The sequence below is a fragment of the Flavobacterium sp. KY-23415 genome, assembly GCF_055384985.1.
Genome location: NZ_AP044001.1, coordinates 504,063 through 520,370 on the forward strand (window position 1 = coordinate 504,063; position 16,308 = coordinate 520,370).

The window sequence follows — 16,308 nt, forward strand, 5'->3', positions numbered from 1 at the left end:
TAGTCCTTATAAAATTATAATTTTATTTTAAATTTTTAAAATATTCTAATAAAATTTTATTATTTAATTTTTCAGGGGTAATTATTTCTAACAAACTTGGCTTATCATTTTGAACAAAGAAACTACCCAACTTTTCTTGTAAACCCAACTCATCACTAACTTTCTGATAATTAAACCCAAACATTTCTGCTAGATTTATTGCCGTTAAATTATGAGAAGTTTCAAAGAATTGGTTAAAAGTTTTTTCTTCTTTATGTCCTGGCAAAATACGAAAAATCCCTCCTCCTCCATTATTTATTAAGATTATTTTGAAATTTTTGGGCACATATTGATTCCAAAGTGCATTACTATCATAAAAAAAACTAATATCTCCCGTAATTAAAACTGTTTGCTTGGGAGAAGCTAGCGCTGCTCCAATTGCTGTTGATGTACTTCCATCGATTCCACTTGTTCCTCTATTACAATATACTTCTATGGATTCATCTAATTTCAAAAGTTGTAAATAACGAATTGCAGAGCTATTACTAATCTGTAATTTAATCTTGGAAGGCAAACTTTTTGTAATTACTTCAAAGGCTTTAAAATCAGAAAATGGAATCGTTTCCAAATATTTTATTGTTTTCTCTTCTCGTTGAGTAGCAATTTGCAAGATTTCACTTTGATAGCTAACAATATTACTAGGTTTTTCTATAATTAGTTGCTTAAAAAAAGTATTTATATCTATTTCAAAATGCCTTGTTAGACAACCATAAGTATCATAAGCTCTAAAATGATCAACATGCCAATGCTCATTTGGCTGATACTTCCTTAAAAAAGCTTTAATTCTTTTAGACACCACCAAACCACCAAATGTTAGCAAAATATCTGGCTGAAAAAAAACAAAATCTTCTTCATCAAATGGTGTAATAATGGTATCAATATTTGAAATAAAACGATGATGATGTAAATTGGATATTTTTTCCGTCAAAACAACTACATTTGGATCTTCTGCCAACCTATTCAAAACATCCTGATCAATTTCATTTGGTTTGTACTCTCCAACAAGAATTAACTTTTTAGGACTTTTGAACCACTTTGACAGAAATTCTTTTTCAAGAACAAAAGCCTTTTTAACTTCTACATCAAAATCAACCCATTTTGTACTCACTGTCAATTCATTCACGGTTTCATACAAGGGTTCTTCAAAAGGCACATTAATATGTACAGGACCATAATTTGTTTTTGCAACATGTAGAGCATACTGAATGAGAAGGTCATTTTCTTCAGATGCGCCTTCTGTTAAATTTGCACTATTTAAAATATGGTTTAAAAAAACATTTTCCTGACGAATAGTCTGTCCATCACCAATATCAATTTTATCATGTGGTCGATCGGCACTAATAACAACTAACGGAATTTGACTATAAAAAGCTTCAGCAACTGCAGGGTAATAATTTAGAACCGCAGAACCTGAAGTACAAACCACCGCAACAGGTTCTCTGAATTGCTGTGCTATTCCTAGTGCAAAAAAAGCAGCACATCTTTCGTCAACGATACTATAACATTCAAAAAAAGAATCATTAACAAATCCGATAGTTAACGGAGCATTTCTAGATCCAGGAGAAATGACAATATGTTTTACCCCTTTAGCTTTACATATGGTTAATAAGCTTTGTGCTAATGGAATTTTTGGGTATTTATTTTGTTCTATCAATTTTATATTTTAAATATTGAAAAAATTGAACTTCTGTTCCAATTGCAAAGTTATAAAGTTGCAAAGTTTTTTTATACATTTGTTAAAAATAAATTCTTTTTTAAGATGTCGATCATTATTAGACCATATGTTTTATCTGATTGTGAAGCAATTTTAAACATTATTAACTTTAACATTCTAAACTCTACAGCATTATACGACTACAAAGCAAGAACTTTAGAACAGCAGATTGCAATTTTTGAAGACAAATTAAAAAAGGATTTCCCAATCATTATAGCCGAACAAAACAATACGGTTATTGGCTTTGGTTATTATAGTGAATTTCGATTTAGAGAAGCCTATAAATATACAGTAGAGCATTCTGTGTATGTTGCTAACGAGCATCATGGAAAAGGAATTGGTCATCTTTTACTTTCAGAATTAATATCTTTAGCAAAAAAACAAAAACTTCACACCATGATTGCAGTTATTGATTCTGAAAACCAAAATAGTGTAAAGTTTCATGAAAAATATGGTTTCAAAACTGTTGGAATAATTAAGGAATCTGGTTTTAAATTCAACAAATGGTTAGATTCTGTCATTATGCAGCTATTTTTAAAACCATAAAAAATTTACTTTCCTTCAATCCAACTAATTATTGAGCTATCGTTTGGTAGTGTTGTTGGAGCAATTACTTTTTCTAATATTCCATTTTCATTAATAAGGTATTTTTGAAAATTCCATTTCACTTCGCTATCTTCTAAACCATTCTTTTCCTTCTGAGTCAAGAATTGATATAGTGGATGCATATCTTTTCCTTTTACAGATATTTTACTCATCATTGGAAAACTCACACCATAATTACGTTCACAAAAAGCTACAATTTCTGTGTTTGTTCCTGGCTCTTGAGCCCCAAAGTTATTTGCAGGAAAACCAATAATTACGAAATTCTGTTCCTTATATTTTTCATATAGCGCTTGCAACTCTTTGTATTGAGGTGTTAAACCACATTTAGAAGCCGTATTCACTATCATAATTTTCTTCCCCTTCAATGTTGAAAAATCAAATTCTTCTCCAGCAATATCTTCTACTTTAAATTGATATAAATTTTCTTTCATTTTCATCTCTTTAACGTTTTCTGTTTTTAACTTTTTAGATTGCGCATGAAAAGTCAGGCTAGTAAGAAAAACTAAAGCACAAGCAATAATATTTTTTTTCATATTTTTCTAATTTTAATTCCAAATTTAGTTTTAATTCCTTCAATTATCAATAAACAAATCATAAATCTAAATTAAATTTGTATTTTAGAAAATTAAAATAAACCAATTGTTATGTTTTTTTTTAGAACTATCGTTTCATTCTTACAAGACGACGAATATAGAGACCTATTAATCACCACTTTTATGATACTTTTAATGGGAACATTAACGTATCACTATTTAGAAGGATGGGGTATTATTGACTCATTATACTTTTCTGTTGTTACATTGACAACCATAGGCTATGGTGATTTTACCCCAAAAACCGATGCAGGAAAACTTTTTACTGTTTTATATATCATCGTCGGCATCGGAATGATTCTTAGCTTCATTAATACAATTCAACATCATTATACCTATATGAAGTATAGGGAAAAGAAAGAAATCCTAAAAGCAAAAAACCTAAATAAAGCTCCTCTTAAAAAAAAGCTATCTGAAAATAGCACGGAAAAAAAATAAATGCTTTTGTGTTTTGCAGCGAACAAATTTACTACAACATGTTTACTAAATTCGCTACGTAACTAAAAATCAATTTATTATGAAACATTTATTATTAATCATCCCATTTTTTACTATTATTAGTTTTTCTCAAACTACAGAAAATAGAATCAAAAATTTTAATATAGAAAAAAATGTAGCCATTCAAGGATATGATGCTGTTAGCTATTTCACTAATAACAAAGCAATTAAAGGAAAACCTGAATTTCAGTTTAATTATAAAGGTATCATTTACTATTTTTCATCGGAAAGAAATAGATCACTATTCCTAAAATCACCTACGAGCTTTGAACCAGAATATGGTGGTTGGTGCGCTTATGCAATTGGAAAAACAGGAGAAAAAGTAAAAATAAATCCAACAACATTCAAAATAATCAACAACAAACTTTATCTTTTTTACAATGCTAATTTCACAAACACTTTAAAACTTTGGAACAAGAATGAATTAGCACTTCATAAAAATGCTGATATTAATTGGAATAACTTAATTAAGGAATAAAATGAAAAATTGTTTTTAAAGATAAGTTATCGCCCTAAAAGACTTTTATTATTATCCTGAATTGATTCAGGATTTTTTTTTATTTTTACAAAAAACAAATTCATTATGCGATTTTTCTTAGCAATTGCTTCACTAGTCATTTTCTCTTCTTGTATAGCACAAAAAGAAACAACAACATCTAAAAATAGCACTTCAATTAAAGAGCTTACTTTTTCAACAGCAGAAAGCGTGTCAAAAACATTATCTTACCTCGCTTCTGACGAATTAGAAGGAAGAGACACAGGCAGTGAAGGAATTGAAAAAGCAAGTATTTTTCTAGAAAACTTACTCAAAGAAAACAACATAAAACCCTATTTCAAAACCTATAAAGACACATTATCTAACTATGATAGAACTTCCTACAACATTGTTGGTTATATTGAAGGTTCAGATCAAAAATTAAAAAATGAATTTGTAATAATTGGTGCTCATTATGATCACATTGGAAAAATAAATGCAGTAAATGGAGACAATATAGGAAACGGAGCCAATGATAATGCTTCTGGTACTACTGCAGTTACGGAGGTTGTGAAATATTTTGCGCAGGCCAAAAACAACAAGAGAAGTTTGTTATTTGTTTTTTTCTCTGCAGAAGAAAAAGGATTATTAGGTTCTAAACATTTAGCACAAAAATTAAAAAAACAAAATTTAGATTTATATTTCATGTTCAATTTTGAAATGATTGGTGTTCCAATGGTCAGAAAAGACATGTTACTCTATTTAACAGGCTTTGGGAAGACCAATATGGCACAAACCATGAACGAATATGCAAATGAAAAGCTAATTGGCTATATTCCAGCAGAAACACAATACCAGCTATTTAGAGCTTCAGATAATTATCCGTTTTTTACTGAATTTGAAGTTCCTGCACAAACCGTCTCTACTTTTGATTTTGAAAATTTTGAATTTTATCACCAACCAGATGATGAATTTGAATTAATGAATCCTACTCACATGGCAAATGTGGTGAACAAAATGATTCCCGTATTAGAAAAAATGATTAACGCACCAACAAAAGAGATTCAAATAAAAAAATAATGAAAAACATCATCATAACAGGTACATCTCGTGGAATTGGTTACGAACTAGCCCTACAATTTGCTAATGAAGGCCACAATGTCCTAGCTATTTCAAGAAAAACACCTCAACCTTTAATTGAAAACCCTAACATTACCTGTTTATCAATCGACGTTTCTGATGAAGACCAACTACAACAAGTAAACCATTTCATAGAAACTACGTGGAAAAAAGTAGATATTTTAATTAATAATGCTGGTAGTCTTTTACACAAACCTTTTCAAGAAATTACATCTAAAGAATTTCAAGATATTTACAAAGTAAATGTATTTGCAGTAGCCGAATTGACAAGGATATGCATTCCCTACATGAACAAAGGAAGTCATGTAATCACTATTAGTTCAATGGGTGGCATTCAAGGCAGTATGAAATTTGCTGGTTTAGCTGCGTACAGCTCTAGCAAAGGTGCAGTTATAACACTTTCAGAATTGTTAGCCGAAGAATACAAAGAACAAGGTATTTCTTTTAATGTTTTAGCTCTTGGTGCTGTTAATACAGAAATGCTCCAAGAAGCTTTCCCTGGTTATGAAGCACCAATTTCTGCTACTGAAATGGCCGATTATATTTATAATTTTTCATTAACAGGAAACAAATTCTATAATGGCAAAGTGTTGCAAGTTTCTTCAACTACTCCATAATTATTCAACAATATAATCTGATTGGTATTTTTCTAAATCATTTATCATTGTTATTACCTTTATTCGTTTTTGAGCTTGATTTTCAAATCGCACAAAATTAAGCTCAGATTCGATTATTTGCTTTTCACTTTCAACTGCACAGGTAATAGTATTGTCTATAATTTTAAAAGAAAAACAAATTGGGAAAGATTTGTTGTTTTTTATTCTTAAATCTTTATAGCCATAAACAACAGTAGCATCAGAACCCAATGGCGTAAACCGATCTTCCTCTTCATAAATATCTACAGAATGATTATATCGTTCAACAATTTCTAAATTTGCTTTTAAAGCAGTTACATAAAGAAGTGTTGAGATTTGACACAACCCTCCTCCTACTTCTTCAGAAACTTGTCCGTTAACAATATTTCTTCCTTTCTTAAAATTATTTTTTTCTGAAGGATTTCCAATAATTCTCCAAAAAGAGAAAATCTCATTAGGCCGAACTAGAATCTTTTCAATTCTTTCTTTTGCAATCTTAAAATTATGCACTTTATTCTCAAAATAATTCCCACCTTTTATTTCTTGATTTGTTTCTATTTTAAATTGAAAATCTAGCCCATCAACATTTGGTCCTGCAAAATCTACTCTAAAATCTTTAAAGAAGCCTAACACTATTTTCAACTTCACTTTCCAAGCTTTTGGAATCCATTTTTTCATTTTCTTTCAATTTCAATAATTAAATAGGATGCAAACTCTTTTAGAAATGAAGCACAAAGTAAGTTGTCTAATTTCAAAAAAAGCTTTCTAAAATTATAAGGAATTCTATGTACAGGTAAAAAAAGGGCACCTCTAACATTTTTTAATTGCCAATCGTCTCCTAACATTTTTTCAATTTCACTCAACGAAAAATGATTTGATCCGTGCCAACCATTGGTTTTATAATTAGTTAACAAGCGTCTCTTTTTGGAAGGAAAATCAAAAACCAACCTGCCCTTTTTTCTTAATTTCAACTTTGATTCATTTAAAAACTCCAAAGTACTTGCTTTATCCAAATGCATGATCACATGAAAAGAAAAGATAAAATCGAAAAAATCATTTTCAAAAGGAATAGAAGAAACACTCCCTACTCGAAATTCTTTATTAGGAAATTTGTTTTTAGCCACTTCCAACATGTTCGAACTAACATCAACTCCGAAATTGGCAAATTCAATAAGCCTACCTGTTCCACAACCTAAATCGAGAACTTTTAAATTTTCAACCTTTGAAAAACATTGTAACAAAAACGCTTTTTCTTGTTTATCAATAAATTCTCCATAAGAATTTCCGAACCTATTTTCATCGTAAGTTGTTGCTAAATCGTCGTAATATTTTTTTATTTCATTATTCATTCCTTAAATATATAATAATTCTGTCAAAAATAGATAAATTTGCATTCGATGAGTGATGTTTTAAAAAAATACCTTCCTGAGCACGCTGTCTCTTCTTGTTTTGAGCTAATCAAGACCAATAGAGTACATCTAAAAATTGTGAATGAACGTTTGACACGTCATGGTGATTATAGAAAAAATGCCAATGGATTTCATCAAATTACTGTAAATGCAAGTTTAAACAAATATCGTTTTCTCATTACTTTAATACATGAAATTGCTCATCTCGTCGCTTTTGAAAAATATGGCAGGTATATTAAACCACATGGCAACGAGTGGAAGAGAACCTTTCAACACTTAATGGTTCCCTTTATTCGTCCAGAAATTTTTCCAGCTCAATTACTTCCTCTTTTGGCAAGACATTTTAAAAACCCCAAAGCTAGTAGTGATACCGATGCAACATTATCATTAGCTTTAAAGCAATTTGACGAAACGGAATCTGACAAAAGTTATATCTTTGAAATTCCTTATGGAAGTCATTTCCGAATTCATAACGGGCGTGTTTTTAGAAAAATTGCACTTCGGGTGAAACGCTATGAATGTCTTGAACTAAAAACAGGAAAAATGTTTTTATTTCAACCCAATGCCGAAGTAGAGCTAATTCGAAATTAATTTATAATGCCATATCAAATTAAAAATAAATCCCATTTTGTATTGCTGGTTTTCAGTATCTTGTATATCCTATTAGGAACCTATCACGATTCCAAGGACACTCTAGATATAAATATTCATGATACCTATTACGTCATAGAGTACCGTCACATTTATTTTATCATCGGAGTTTTTCTTGCTGTTTTATATTTTCTGCACCTCCTATTTTCAATATTAAAATTACGATTACCTTTTCGTTTGCTAAACATTCACATTTATGCAACACTTATATCTTGTCTTGGAATAAGCTTCCCTTATCATTTTTTCTTTGACACAGACAGCCTTTTTCCCAGTACATTTAATACTAATTTTTATATAAAATCATTTGCAGTTTTACTGGTTTTATTCCAATTTCTATTTTTTCTAATTATTTTAATTAGTATCTTTAGAATATTAAAAGTAAAATCTAAGAACCCTGCAATCTAATTTTTAAAACATGAATACAAATTATTATGCAATATTAATGGCTGGAGGAGTTGGTTCTCGTTTTTGGCCTGTGAGTACTACCGATTTCCCGAAACAGTTTCATGATATGTTAGGCACAGGAGACACACTAATTCAAAAAACATTCAGTCGTTTGTCGCAACTTATTCCCAAAGAGAACATTTTAATTCTAACGAATGAGCGCTATAATAATCTCGTTTTAGAACAACTACCGCAAGTAAAACAAGAACAAATTATTCTAGAACCTGCAATGCGAAATACCGCACCTTGTATTTTATATGCTTCTTTAAAAATAAAAAAACAAAACCCAGATGCAGTTGTTGTTGTGGCACCAAGTGACCATTGGATTGAAGATGAATTACAATTTGTTTCAAACATTCAACGTTCGTTTGATTATTGTGTATTACAAGAAACTTTAATGACACTTGGCATATTACCTACATTTCCTAATACTGGCTATGGTTATATTGAGTTTAACAAATTAGACACACGTCCTATTAAGAAAGTAGCGCAATTTAGAGAAAAACCAGATTATCCAACGGCTAAAAAGTTCATTCAGAGTAGAAATTTCCTCTGGAATGCGGGTATATTCATTTGGAGCATAAAAGCGATTACGGAAGCATTTGAAAAATTTCAACCAGAAATGTATCAACATTTTATGAATGGTTACGAATGTTATAATACTGAAGCTGAAAAAGCTTTTATTGATGTTAATTACCCAAAAGCTGAAAATATCTCAATTGATTATGCTATTTTAGAAAAAGCACAAAATGTTTTTGTTCTTCCAGCCACTTTTGACTGGAACGATTTAGGGACTTGGGGTTCACTATATGATAAACTCCCTAAAGACAAACAAGAAAATGCTATAATTAATGCAAGTGTACTATTAGAAAACGCATCAAATAACATTATTAGAACTGAAGGCAAAAAAACGGTTGTTATTGACGGATTAAACGATTATATCATTGTAGATAAAGAAAATGTACTTTTAATTTACCCAAAAAACAAAGAACAAGAAATTAAAACTATTGTAAATAAGTTAAAATAAATAATGGAACACAATACCACATCTAAAACTTTTTCAGAAATTATAAAAGAATTAAAGGATTTTGTTCATGCTGTCTTTGACATCTCTAGAGATTCCGACAAAACAGCAACTATTGAAGAAATTAAATCTGGCATCTACATGAAAGGTACTGCTGCTTGGGTACTCATATTTTCAATATTAATTGCTTCTGCTGGACTAAACACGAGTTCTACAGCAGTTGTTATTGGTGCCATGTTAATTTCACCTTTAATGGGACCTATTTTAGGAATTGGACTTTCTTTAGGTATTAATGACATTGATTTTCTAAAGAAAGCTTTAACCAATTTTGGTGTGATGGTCGTATTAAGTCTAATCACTTCTTTTTTATTTTTTAGTATCCCTATGTTTCAAAACGAAACCAATGAACTAATTAATAGAACTATTCCAGATGTTAGAGATGTAATTATTGCTTTTTCTGGTGGTTTAGCTTTAATAGTTGCTCTAAGCCAAAGAAACAAATCTACTAATACCATTGCTGGAGTTGCCATTGCAACCGCATTAATGCCTCCTTTATGTACCGCTGGTTATGGATTAGCGACAGGAAAATGGGATTTTTTTGGTGGTGCTATGTTTCTATTCTCTATCAATACAATTTTTATAGCTTCGGCTACATTCATCATTGTACGTTTTCTAAAATTCCCTTATGAAGCATATGCCGATTCGACAAGAAGAAAAAGAATTTCTCAGGTAATTTCTTTTTTCGCTTTTGCTATTTTAGTACCAAGTATTTATATGTTCTATAACCTATATAGAAAATCCGATTTTACTCAGAAAGTAACACAACTCATTCAAAAAGTAAAAACAGAAAAAGGTATCTTAATATTAGATGTTGACACTGATTATGCTAGTAAAAAAATAGAATTTGCCGTAATTGGAAAAAGCCTTTCTAATAACGATATTTCGAAGTTTAAGCAAGACATGAAAAAAATGGGCTATGAAGATTGTAATTTCAAAGTATTACAAAATGCTGGAAACATTGAAACCATAAATAAAATAAACGAAATTGAATCTTCATTTTTATCCAACCAACAATTACTTCTTAAAAAAGAAGCGATTTTGCTTGAAAAAGACAAAGAAATATTTGATTTAAAAAACCAGCTAAGTGCAAAGAAGGAAGAAATTTTTCCTTTTGATGATATTGCTAAAGAAATTAAATCATTACACCCAGAGATAGAAAAAGTTTCCTATGCGGATGCTATTATAACCAACTTTACAAAAACAGATACTATCCCTAGATTCCAAATAGAATGGAACAAAAAGATAAAAACCAAAGACAAAGAAAATGCTATAAAAACATTAGAAAATTGGTTGCGCACAAAATTAAAAAATGAAGCTATAATTGTTGAAGAGGATCATTAATTTGTATCCTCTTCTAAATACATCTTTCTTACTTTTTTGAACAATTCCGAAGAATAAACAAAATCTGATACGGCTTCATTATCAGTTTTAAAAATTTCTTTATTAGTGCCTTCCCATTCTAACAATCCGTTTTTTAAAAAAACAATTTTTTGTCCAATTTCCATAACAGAATTCATATCGTGTGTATTGATAACAGTTGTAATATTATATTCCTCTGTAATTTCCTGAATTAAATTATCAATTACAATCGCTGTTTTAGGATCCAAGCCAGAATTAGGCTCATCGCAAAAAAGATATTTTGGATTATTCACTATAGCTCTTGCAATCGCAACACGCTTTTGCATTCCTCCAGATATTTCAGATGGTTTTTTAGTGTGTGCATTAATAAGGTTTACACGATCAATTACAAAATCAACACGTTCTTTAATCTCAAGAGTTGTCTTATTAGTAAACATTCGTAAAGGAAAACCAATATTTTCAGCAACGGTCATACTATCAAAAAGAGCACTACCTTGAAAAACCATTCCAATTTCTGTCCGCAATGCTCTCTTCTCATCATTAGTCAAATTAGAATATATCCTACCATCAAATTCAATAGTGCCTGTTTCTGGAGTATGAATTCCTAGTAACGATTTCAAAAAAACCGTTTTCCCAGAGCCACTTTGTCCAATAATTAAATTGGTTTTTCCTGTATCAAAACGTGTAGTGATTCCTTTTAATACTTTTTGATCACCAAATGTTTTCTCTAAGTTTTTTACTTCAATCATTAGCTTAAAAGGAGTTGAGTTAATATATAATTCGACAAAATAATAACGACAGATGTCCAAACAAAAGAAACTGTACTTGCTTTTCCAACTTCTAACGCTCCACCCTTCATATAATAACCATGAAAAGAAGGTATAGTAGCTAAAATTATAGCAAATATCACTGTCTTAATAAAAGCATAGGTAATATGAAAAGGAATAAATTCTGTTTGAAGCCCTGTAATAAATTCATTACTTGTTGTAAAGCCACCATAAACACCTGCTATATAACCTCCAAAAACACCTAAAAACATACTTAATCCAATAACAAATGGATATAACAAAAGAGCAATCATTTTTGGAAAAACCAAGTAATTTAATGAATTTACTCCCATTACTTCCAAAGCATCAATTTGTTCTGTAACCCTCATTGTTCCAATACTAGAAGTAATGAAAGACCCCATTTTACCAGCCATTATAATAGAAATAAAAGTAGGAGCAAATTCCAAAACGATAGATTGTCTTGTTGCAAAACCAATTAAATATTTAGGGATTAAAGGATTCGTTAAATTCAATGCGGTTTGAATAGAGACAACACCTCCAACGAAGAAGGAAATAAACGCCACTATTCCTAATGAATCTATAATTAAATCATCTATTTCTTTTAGAATTAATTGTTTCATCACACTCCATCTTGTTGGTTTATTAAAAACCTCTTTGAGCATAATAAAATATTTTCCAATTTGTGATAAATAACGTATGAGCATCATCTTCGAAAGTTCAATTTTCAGTTTAAGCCTCTGTTGCAATTATACAAAGACTGTGTAAAAATAGTCAAAAATATTGATTAATAAAGAAACTCTTAACAACCTACAACATCTAATCCATTAAAATTGTTTGCACTTCACTTTCATTCAGCAATAGTTACTCCATAATTCGTTACCAAAAACAAAACGAGTTACTAAAAATAGTAACCCGTTTACAAATCAGATATTACTCAATTACAATCCAGAACAAGCAATTCCCTCTGTATAGATATAATGATCTGGACAAACACCATCTCCAGACGGAACGACTCCTAATTGAGGATTATCGAACCCAAATCTAGGATCTGGTAAACAGCAATAATCTGCTATAACTGTAACCTTACCTCTTCCGCCGCCTCCATAAATATTCTTTTTAGTTAGAGTTGTTAGTTCCTCTACATTTTTTAAACTTAAAATTGATTTTTTCATAATATAAAAATTAAATTGTTAAAAATTATTCTCCTCTGAAACTTGCAAGATTTCTTTAGCAAATATTAGGGTTATTAAGCTGTTTTACAATTGAACTAGCTTACTATTTATAAATTCACCTAGTACTATTTATAAATAGTAAAGAATCAAAAAACAAATAAAACACTCAAAATCAATAATTTAAACTAAAAACAAAACATTTTTTTTCATCAACTAGCAAAATCATTTACAGGTTGCCATTTTGTTTTAAATTTGAACATAATCATAAATTAATTAAAAATGAAAAAGTCTATTAATCAATTAAAGTTTGAAAAATTAAGCAAAAATGAATTAATGAATATTAACTCACTAAAGATTGAAGGTGCTAGTGGTAAAAGTGGAGGAAACCCAGATGGCTTAAATGGTCCGTGCGGAACTGAACCTAGCCCAACCCAACCTAACTATGAAGCAGCTTATATATTGTGGAAAAATTGTATTGAAATGTATGAAAATCCAACTTCTGCAGGAACTTGTATTTTCTAAATTATTTTTCATTTAATTTGTTAATAAAGAGGATCGGGGTAACTCCCGTTTTCTCTTTAAAAATTCTAGAAAAAGAAACTCCATTTTTATAACCTAACATTTCTGCTAATGCCTGTGTTGTGTAATTTCTAATTTTTTTATCTTCAATTAAAACTTTAATAATATATTCAACTCTTAAAGTATTAGTATAATCATTGAAACTCATTTTCTTATGAGCATTTATAAAATTTGAAAGATAGGTTGTATTTGTATTAATTTTTTTTGCGGCATTATGAAGGTTAAAATTTTTATCTAAAAAATATCCTGTTTTTTCAATTTTTTCTAGTCCCTCAATTATTTTTAATTCAATATCATCATTTATGACAACTGAACTAGTTGGAGTGGCATTCTCAAGTTCTTTTTTATTATATTTTTCAATAATTTCAAGCAACCTTTCCTTTTGTTTCTTTTTTCTTAAAATAAAAAAATAAAAAATAATTATAAGAAGTAACAACAAGAACCCAAGAACTAAAGCAATTAATACTTTATCGGACCGAAGACTTGTGTTTTCTTTTTTTATTAAACTCACCTCTTCTTTTAAATCTGTATTTTCAAGTGTTCGATATGCTTCTGCAAACTGTTTTTTTTCTTCCTCTGTTGCCTTTTCATACAACAGCAAAAAAGTATCATAATAGTAATTGACAGAATCAGCCTTATTTTCTTTAATATAGATTTTGGTTAGATATTTATGTGATAATAAATAATTGAAATCTACTAAAGTATCTGAATGATGTTTAACAAAATCTAAAAAACCTTTTTTGGCAATTTTGAAATCTCCTTTCTGATAATTATTGTAGTAATAATTAAACTTAGCATTTAACAATAATTGCTTGAAATTCAAATCTTCATAAAGCTTAATTGCCTCAACAGAATATTCATTTGCTTTCTCAAACTCTTTTTTATGATTATATAATAGTGCTAAATAATAATTTGCAGGTGCTAAATATTGTTTTTCATCTGTTTTTAATATTATTTTATTAAACTCTGTAATTGCTGAGTCACAATATTTTTCATTTGCTTTCGAACCTTCATTAAGTTTTCTAAAGTAAATTGATCCTAATGTATTTGTAATGTATTTATCTATAAAATCATAATCATTAGAATCATGAATATCTTTCAATAGTATTCTTATCTCCTTAATTTCATTTATTGCATTATCTAACAAATTTATGGCGCTTAAATTTATTGCAATATTTATTTTAATTTTTGCTAGTTGAAAAGAATCATTGTTTAGTGAAGCAAATTCTCTTGCTTTAATATATTTCTTTATAGACGCATCAAATTTACCATGATTTTTATCAATATGACCTAAGAGTATATATATGCTAGCTAAATCTTTATAGTTTTCTTTTTTAACTATAACCCTGTTTAAATGCGCTTGTATTTTTTTATCGTATGCTGCAACATCAAACTCAGCACCAGTTACTGTTAAAATGTATTTCTTTGTTGTAAAGGCAAATGCTAAATCAATATCTTTTTTCGATTGAAATATCTTATCTACATATAGTAATGCACTATCAGGTTTATTCTGCAATTGAAAAAATTGTTCTTTATAAAACGTAATACCTTTATCATTTAATATCTGAGCATTAATACTCAAAGTAAAAAAAAATAGTAAAACAATAAACAACTTCAATTTATTCATATACTTATCTTCTGATAATTAAAAAAGCTTTTCTTTCATTTTCTTCCAGCGATAATTTCTAATAAACCTAGCTTGTTCTTTAGTAACCAATAATTCTTTTTTAGAAAATTTCGCTTTTAAAAAACCATGAATATAATCTACAAATAATAAAGGTTTCTTTTTTCGCATTGCTAGTTTTAATGATGCGATAGCGGTAATTAGAAAACCATAGCCGAGACTATAAAAAGCTTCTCCTTGTTTGTAACGGGCTGTTTTGTTATAATTAGCTCCTGTTGGTTTTAAATGTTTCACCTGTAATGTTTCATTGGTAACTACTTTCCAATTATAGAATTTACACAATAATTCATCTACTGTATCCCAACCCATAGCTGGTTTTAAACCTCCTATTTGCTTAAATGCAACTTTTCTGTAGGCCTTAAAAGCACCACGAATATGATCTTTATCGGTTAAATTTTCTAAAATCCAATCACCATTTTTTTCTATGTAAGCAAAACCACCTGCCATACCAACGGTATCATCAGATTGAAAATGTTTTATAATCGTTTCGAAATAATTAGTTGGAAAAATCAAATCTGCATCTGCTTTTACAATAATATCATAGTCCTCTGAAACAAATTGTAGTCCAAAATTAAAAGCATTAATAACCTTACTCCCAGGCATATGAATAGCTTCTGACAGAATTGAAACACTCGAAATTAGATCTGGATGTGATAAACAAAACTGATCAATAATTTTTTGAGTACCATCTGTTGAATTATCATTTACTACCAAAATATTTTTTGGAGGTAAGGTTTGATTTACTAATGATTCCAATGTTTGTTCAATAAACTGCTCTTCATTATGAGCTGGAATAATAATTTGATATTTCATTATGAGTTTCCCTATAGACTAATTACTAACGACTAATCACTACTTTACTTTCTCTGCATAGACCAAATAATATCTATTGGTAAAATAACGCAACAAAGGTCTAAAACCAAATTTCTTCACAGGATGTGTAAATTTAATGCTGTCCACAATTTTAAACCCTGTTTTTTCTAATAACCAATCCAATTGCCAATCTTCAAACTCATGGTAGTGTCTATCCCATTTATCGGTTTTACTTCTATAGGCAGCAGAAAACCACAAACGCATAGGAATAGAAATCAAAATTTTATCGCATTTTACATTTTCCAGTACCGTATAAGGATTTAACAAATGCTCAAAAATTTCAAAAGCAGTAAATACTGTATATTCTTCTGTTCTCAATGCACTTTGGTCGTTATCAATATCTTCTCCTTTTGTATTTATTACTCGGTAATTGTTCTCAGACATAATTTTAGAAAACGGATTAACCACTCCCAAATCTAAAATTGTTTCGGAAGTTGCTATGTGTTTTTTCAGAAATGCTAAGGTTAACTTAAAACGCTTATTAGGAAAAGTTTTTTCGTACATGGAAATAAAATTGAAACACAAATTTACTTTTTTCTTTCAACTTCTAACTTTTACTTCTAAC

The 16,308-nt window shown here is 29.5% G+C and carries 19 protein-coding genes; 9 read left to right on the forward strand and 10 right to left on the reverse strand.

The window, feature by feature from the left end; translation table 11 throughout:
• Positions 1-22: 22 nt before the first annotated feature.
• Positions 23-1,693 (reverse strand): 2-succinyl-5-enolpyruvyl-6-hydroxy-3-cyclohexene-1-carboxylic-acid synthase, encoded by a 1,671-nt coding sequence (menD, locus tag ACZ49Z_RS02510; RefSeq protein ID WP_464306622.1) that lies wholly within the window; start codon positions 1,691-1,693, stop codon positions 23-25.
• A 105-nt stretch (positions 1,694-1,798) separates the two neighbouring features.
• Here menD and ACZ49Z_RS02515 point away from each other — a divergent pair, with 105 nt between their 5' ends.
• Positions 1,799-2,299, forward strand: a complete 501-nt coding sequence (locus ACZ49Z_RS02515; RefSeq protein WP_464306623.1) for an N-acetyltransferase family protein — start codon at positions 1,799-1,801, stop codon at positions 2,297-2,299.
• A 5-nt stretch (positions 2,300-2,304) separates the two neighbouring features.
• Here the strand turns inward: ACZ49Z_RS02515 and ACZ49Z_RS02520 are convergent, their stop codons facing one another.
• Complete coding sequence (locus tag ACZ49Z_RS02520; RefSeq protein WP_464306624.1) at positions 2,305-2,892, reverse strand: glutathione peroxidase; 588 nt, start codon at positions 2,890-2,892, stop codon at positions 2,305-2,307.
• 111 nt (positions 2,893-3,003) lie between these two features.
• On the opposite strand from ACZ49Z_RS02520, the gene ACZ49Z_RS02525 reads away from it, so the two are divergent.
• The 4 genes from ACZ49Z_RS02525 (at position 3,004) to ACZ49Z_RS02540 (ending at position 5,682) form a co-directional block, all read left to right on the forward strand.
• Complete coding sequence (locus tag ACZ49Z_RS02525; protein WP_464306625.1) at positions 3,004-3,390, forward strand: potassium channel family protein; 387 nt, start codon at positions 3,004-3,006, stop codon at positions 3,388-3,390.
• A gap of 79 nt (positions 3,391-3,469) precedes the next feature.
• Positions 3,470-3,928: a YHS domain-containing (seleno)protein gene (locus tag ACZ49Z_RS02530; protein ID WP_464306626.1), complete on the forward strand. Its 459-nt coding sequence runs from the start codon at positions 3,470-3,472 to the stop codon at positions 3,926-3,928.
• 105 nt (positions 3,929-4,033) lie between these two features.
• Positions 4,034-5,005, forward strand: coding sequence for a M28 family metallopeptidase (locus tag ACZ49Z_RS02535; RefSeq protein WP_464306627.1), 972 nt, complete (start codon positions 4,034-4,036; stop codon positions 5,003-5,005).
• Positions 5,005-5,682 (forward strand): SDR family NAD(P)-dependent oxidoreductase, encoded by a 678-nt coding sequence (locus tag ACZ49Z_RS02540; RefSeq protein WP_464306628.1) that lies wholly within the window; start codon positions 5,005-5,007, stop codon positions 5,680-5,682. Before ACZ49Z_RS02535 ends, ACZ49Z_RS02540 begins: the two co-directional genes overlap by 1 nt.
• Here ACZ49Z_RS02540 and ACZ49Z_RS02545 read toward each other — a convergent pair whose 3' ends face one another.
• Together ACZ49Z_RS02545 and ACZ49Z_RS02550 are read right to left on the reverse strand one after the other, a co-directional pair.
• Complete coding sequence (locus tag ACZ49Z_RS02545) at positions 5,683-6,378, reverse strand: VanW family protein (RefSeq protein ID WP_464306629.1); 696 nt, start codon at positions 6,376-6,378, stop codon at positions 5,683-5,685.
• A complete protein-coding gene (locus tag ACZ49Z_RS02550; protein WP_464306630.1) occupies positions 6,375-7,049 on the reverse strand; it encodes a class I SAM-dependent methyltransferase in 675 nt (224 codons plus the stop codon). The genes ACZ49Z_RS02545 and ACZ49Z_RS02550 overlap by 4 nt, the downstream gene beginning before the upstream one ends.
• 48 nt (positions 7,050-7,097) lie before the next feature.
• On the opposite strand from ACZ49Z_RS02550, the gene ACZ49Z_RS02555 reads away from it, so the two are divergent.
• From ACZ49Z_RS02555 to ACZ49Z_RS02565, 3 genes are all read left to right on the forward strand, one after another.
• Complete coding sequence (locus tag ACZ49Z_RS02555) at positions 7,098-7,700, forward strand: SprT-like domain-containing protein (protein ID WP_464306631.1); 603 nt, start codon at positions 7,098-7,100, stop codon at positions 7,698-7,700.
• 475 nt (positions 7,701-8,175) lie between these two features.
• Entirely contained in the window at positions 8,176-9,231 is a 1,056-nt protein-coding gene (locus ACZ49Z_RS02560) for a mannose-1-phosphate guanylyltransferase (RefSeq protein WP_464306632.1), read from the forward strand.
• A gap of 3 nt (positions 9,232-9,234) precedes the next feature.
• The gene (locus ACZ49Z_RS02565; RefSeq protein WP_464306633.1) at positions 9,235-10,629 is read left to right on the forward strand and encodes a DUF389 domain-containing protein; all 1,395 of its coding nucleotides are present in this window, start codon (positions 9,235-9,237) and stop codon (positions 10,627-10,629) included.
• Here the strand turns inward: ACZ49Z_RS02565 and ACZ49Z_RS02570 are convergent.
• The 3 genes from ACZ49Z_RS02570 to ACZ49Z_RS02580 all read right to left on the reverse strand — a co-directional run bounded on the left by ACZ49Z_RS02570 (position 10,626) and on the right by ACZ49Z_RS02580 (position 12,607).
• The gene (locus ACZ49Z_RS02570; protein ID WP_464306634.1) at positions 10,626-11,396 is read right to left on the reverse strand and encodes an ABC transporter ATP-binding protein; all 771 of its coding nucleotides are present in this window, start codon (positions 11,394-11,396) and stop codon (positions 10,626-10,628) included. The genes ACZ49Z_RS02565 and ACZ49Z_RS02570 overlap by 4 nt on opposite strands.
• Positions 11,396-12,142 (reverse strand): MlaE family ABC transporter permease, encoded by a 747-nt coding sequence (locus ACZ49Z_RS02575; protein WP_464306635.1) that lies wholly within the window; start codon positions 12,140-12,142, stop codon positions 11,396-11,398. The genes ACZ49Z_RS02570 and ACZ49Z_RS02575 overlap by 1 nt, the downstream gene beginning before the upstream one ends.
• Before the next feature lie 231 nt (positions 12,143-12,373).
• On the reverse strand, positions 12,374-12,607 hold the full coding sequence (locus tag ACZ49Z_RS02580; protein WP_464306636.1) for a hypothetical protein: 234 nt from the start codon (positions 12,605-12,607) through the stop codon (positions 12,374-12,376).
• Positions 12,608-12,886: 279 nt separating this feature from the next.
• Between ACZ49Z_RS02580 and ACZ49Z_RS02585 the strand changes: the two genes are divergently transcribed.
• Positions 12,887-13,129: a hypothetical protein gene (locus ACZ49Z_RS02585; protein WP_464306637.1), complete on the forward strand. Its 243-nt coding sequence runs from the start codon at positions 12,887-12,889 to the stop codon at positions 13,127-13,129.
• A gap of 1 nt (position 13,130) precedes the next feature.
• On the opposite strand, the gene ACZ49Z_RS02590 is transcribed toward ACZ49Z_RS02585, so the two are convergent.
• From ACZ49Z_RS02590 to ACZ49Z_RS02600, 3 genes are read right to left on the reverse strand one after another with little or no spacing between them, the layout of a single operon-like run.
• Positions 13,131-14,813, reverse strand: a complete 1,683-nt coding sequence (locus tag ACZ49Z_RS02590; protein WP_464306638.1) for a helix-turn-helix domain-containing protein — start codon at positions 14,811-14,813, stop codon at positions 13,131-13,133.
• Positions 14,814-14,831: 18 nt separating this feature from the next.
• Positions 14,832-15,683 (reverse strand): glycosyltransferase family 2 protein, encoded by an 852-nt coding sequence (locus ACZ49Z_RS02595; protein WP_464306639.1) that lies wholly within the window; start codon positions 15,681-15,683, stop codon positions 14,832-14,834.
• A 39-nt stretch (positions 15,684-15,722) separates the two neighbouring features.
• Complete coding sequence (locus ACZ49Z_RS02600) at positions 15,723-16,247, reverse strand: methyltransferase (protein ID WP_464306640.1); 525 nt, start codon at positions 16,245-16,247, stop codon at positions 15,723-15,725.
• Between the last annotated feature and the right edge of the window lie 61 nt (positions 16,248-16,308).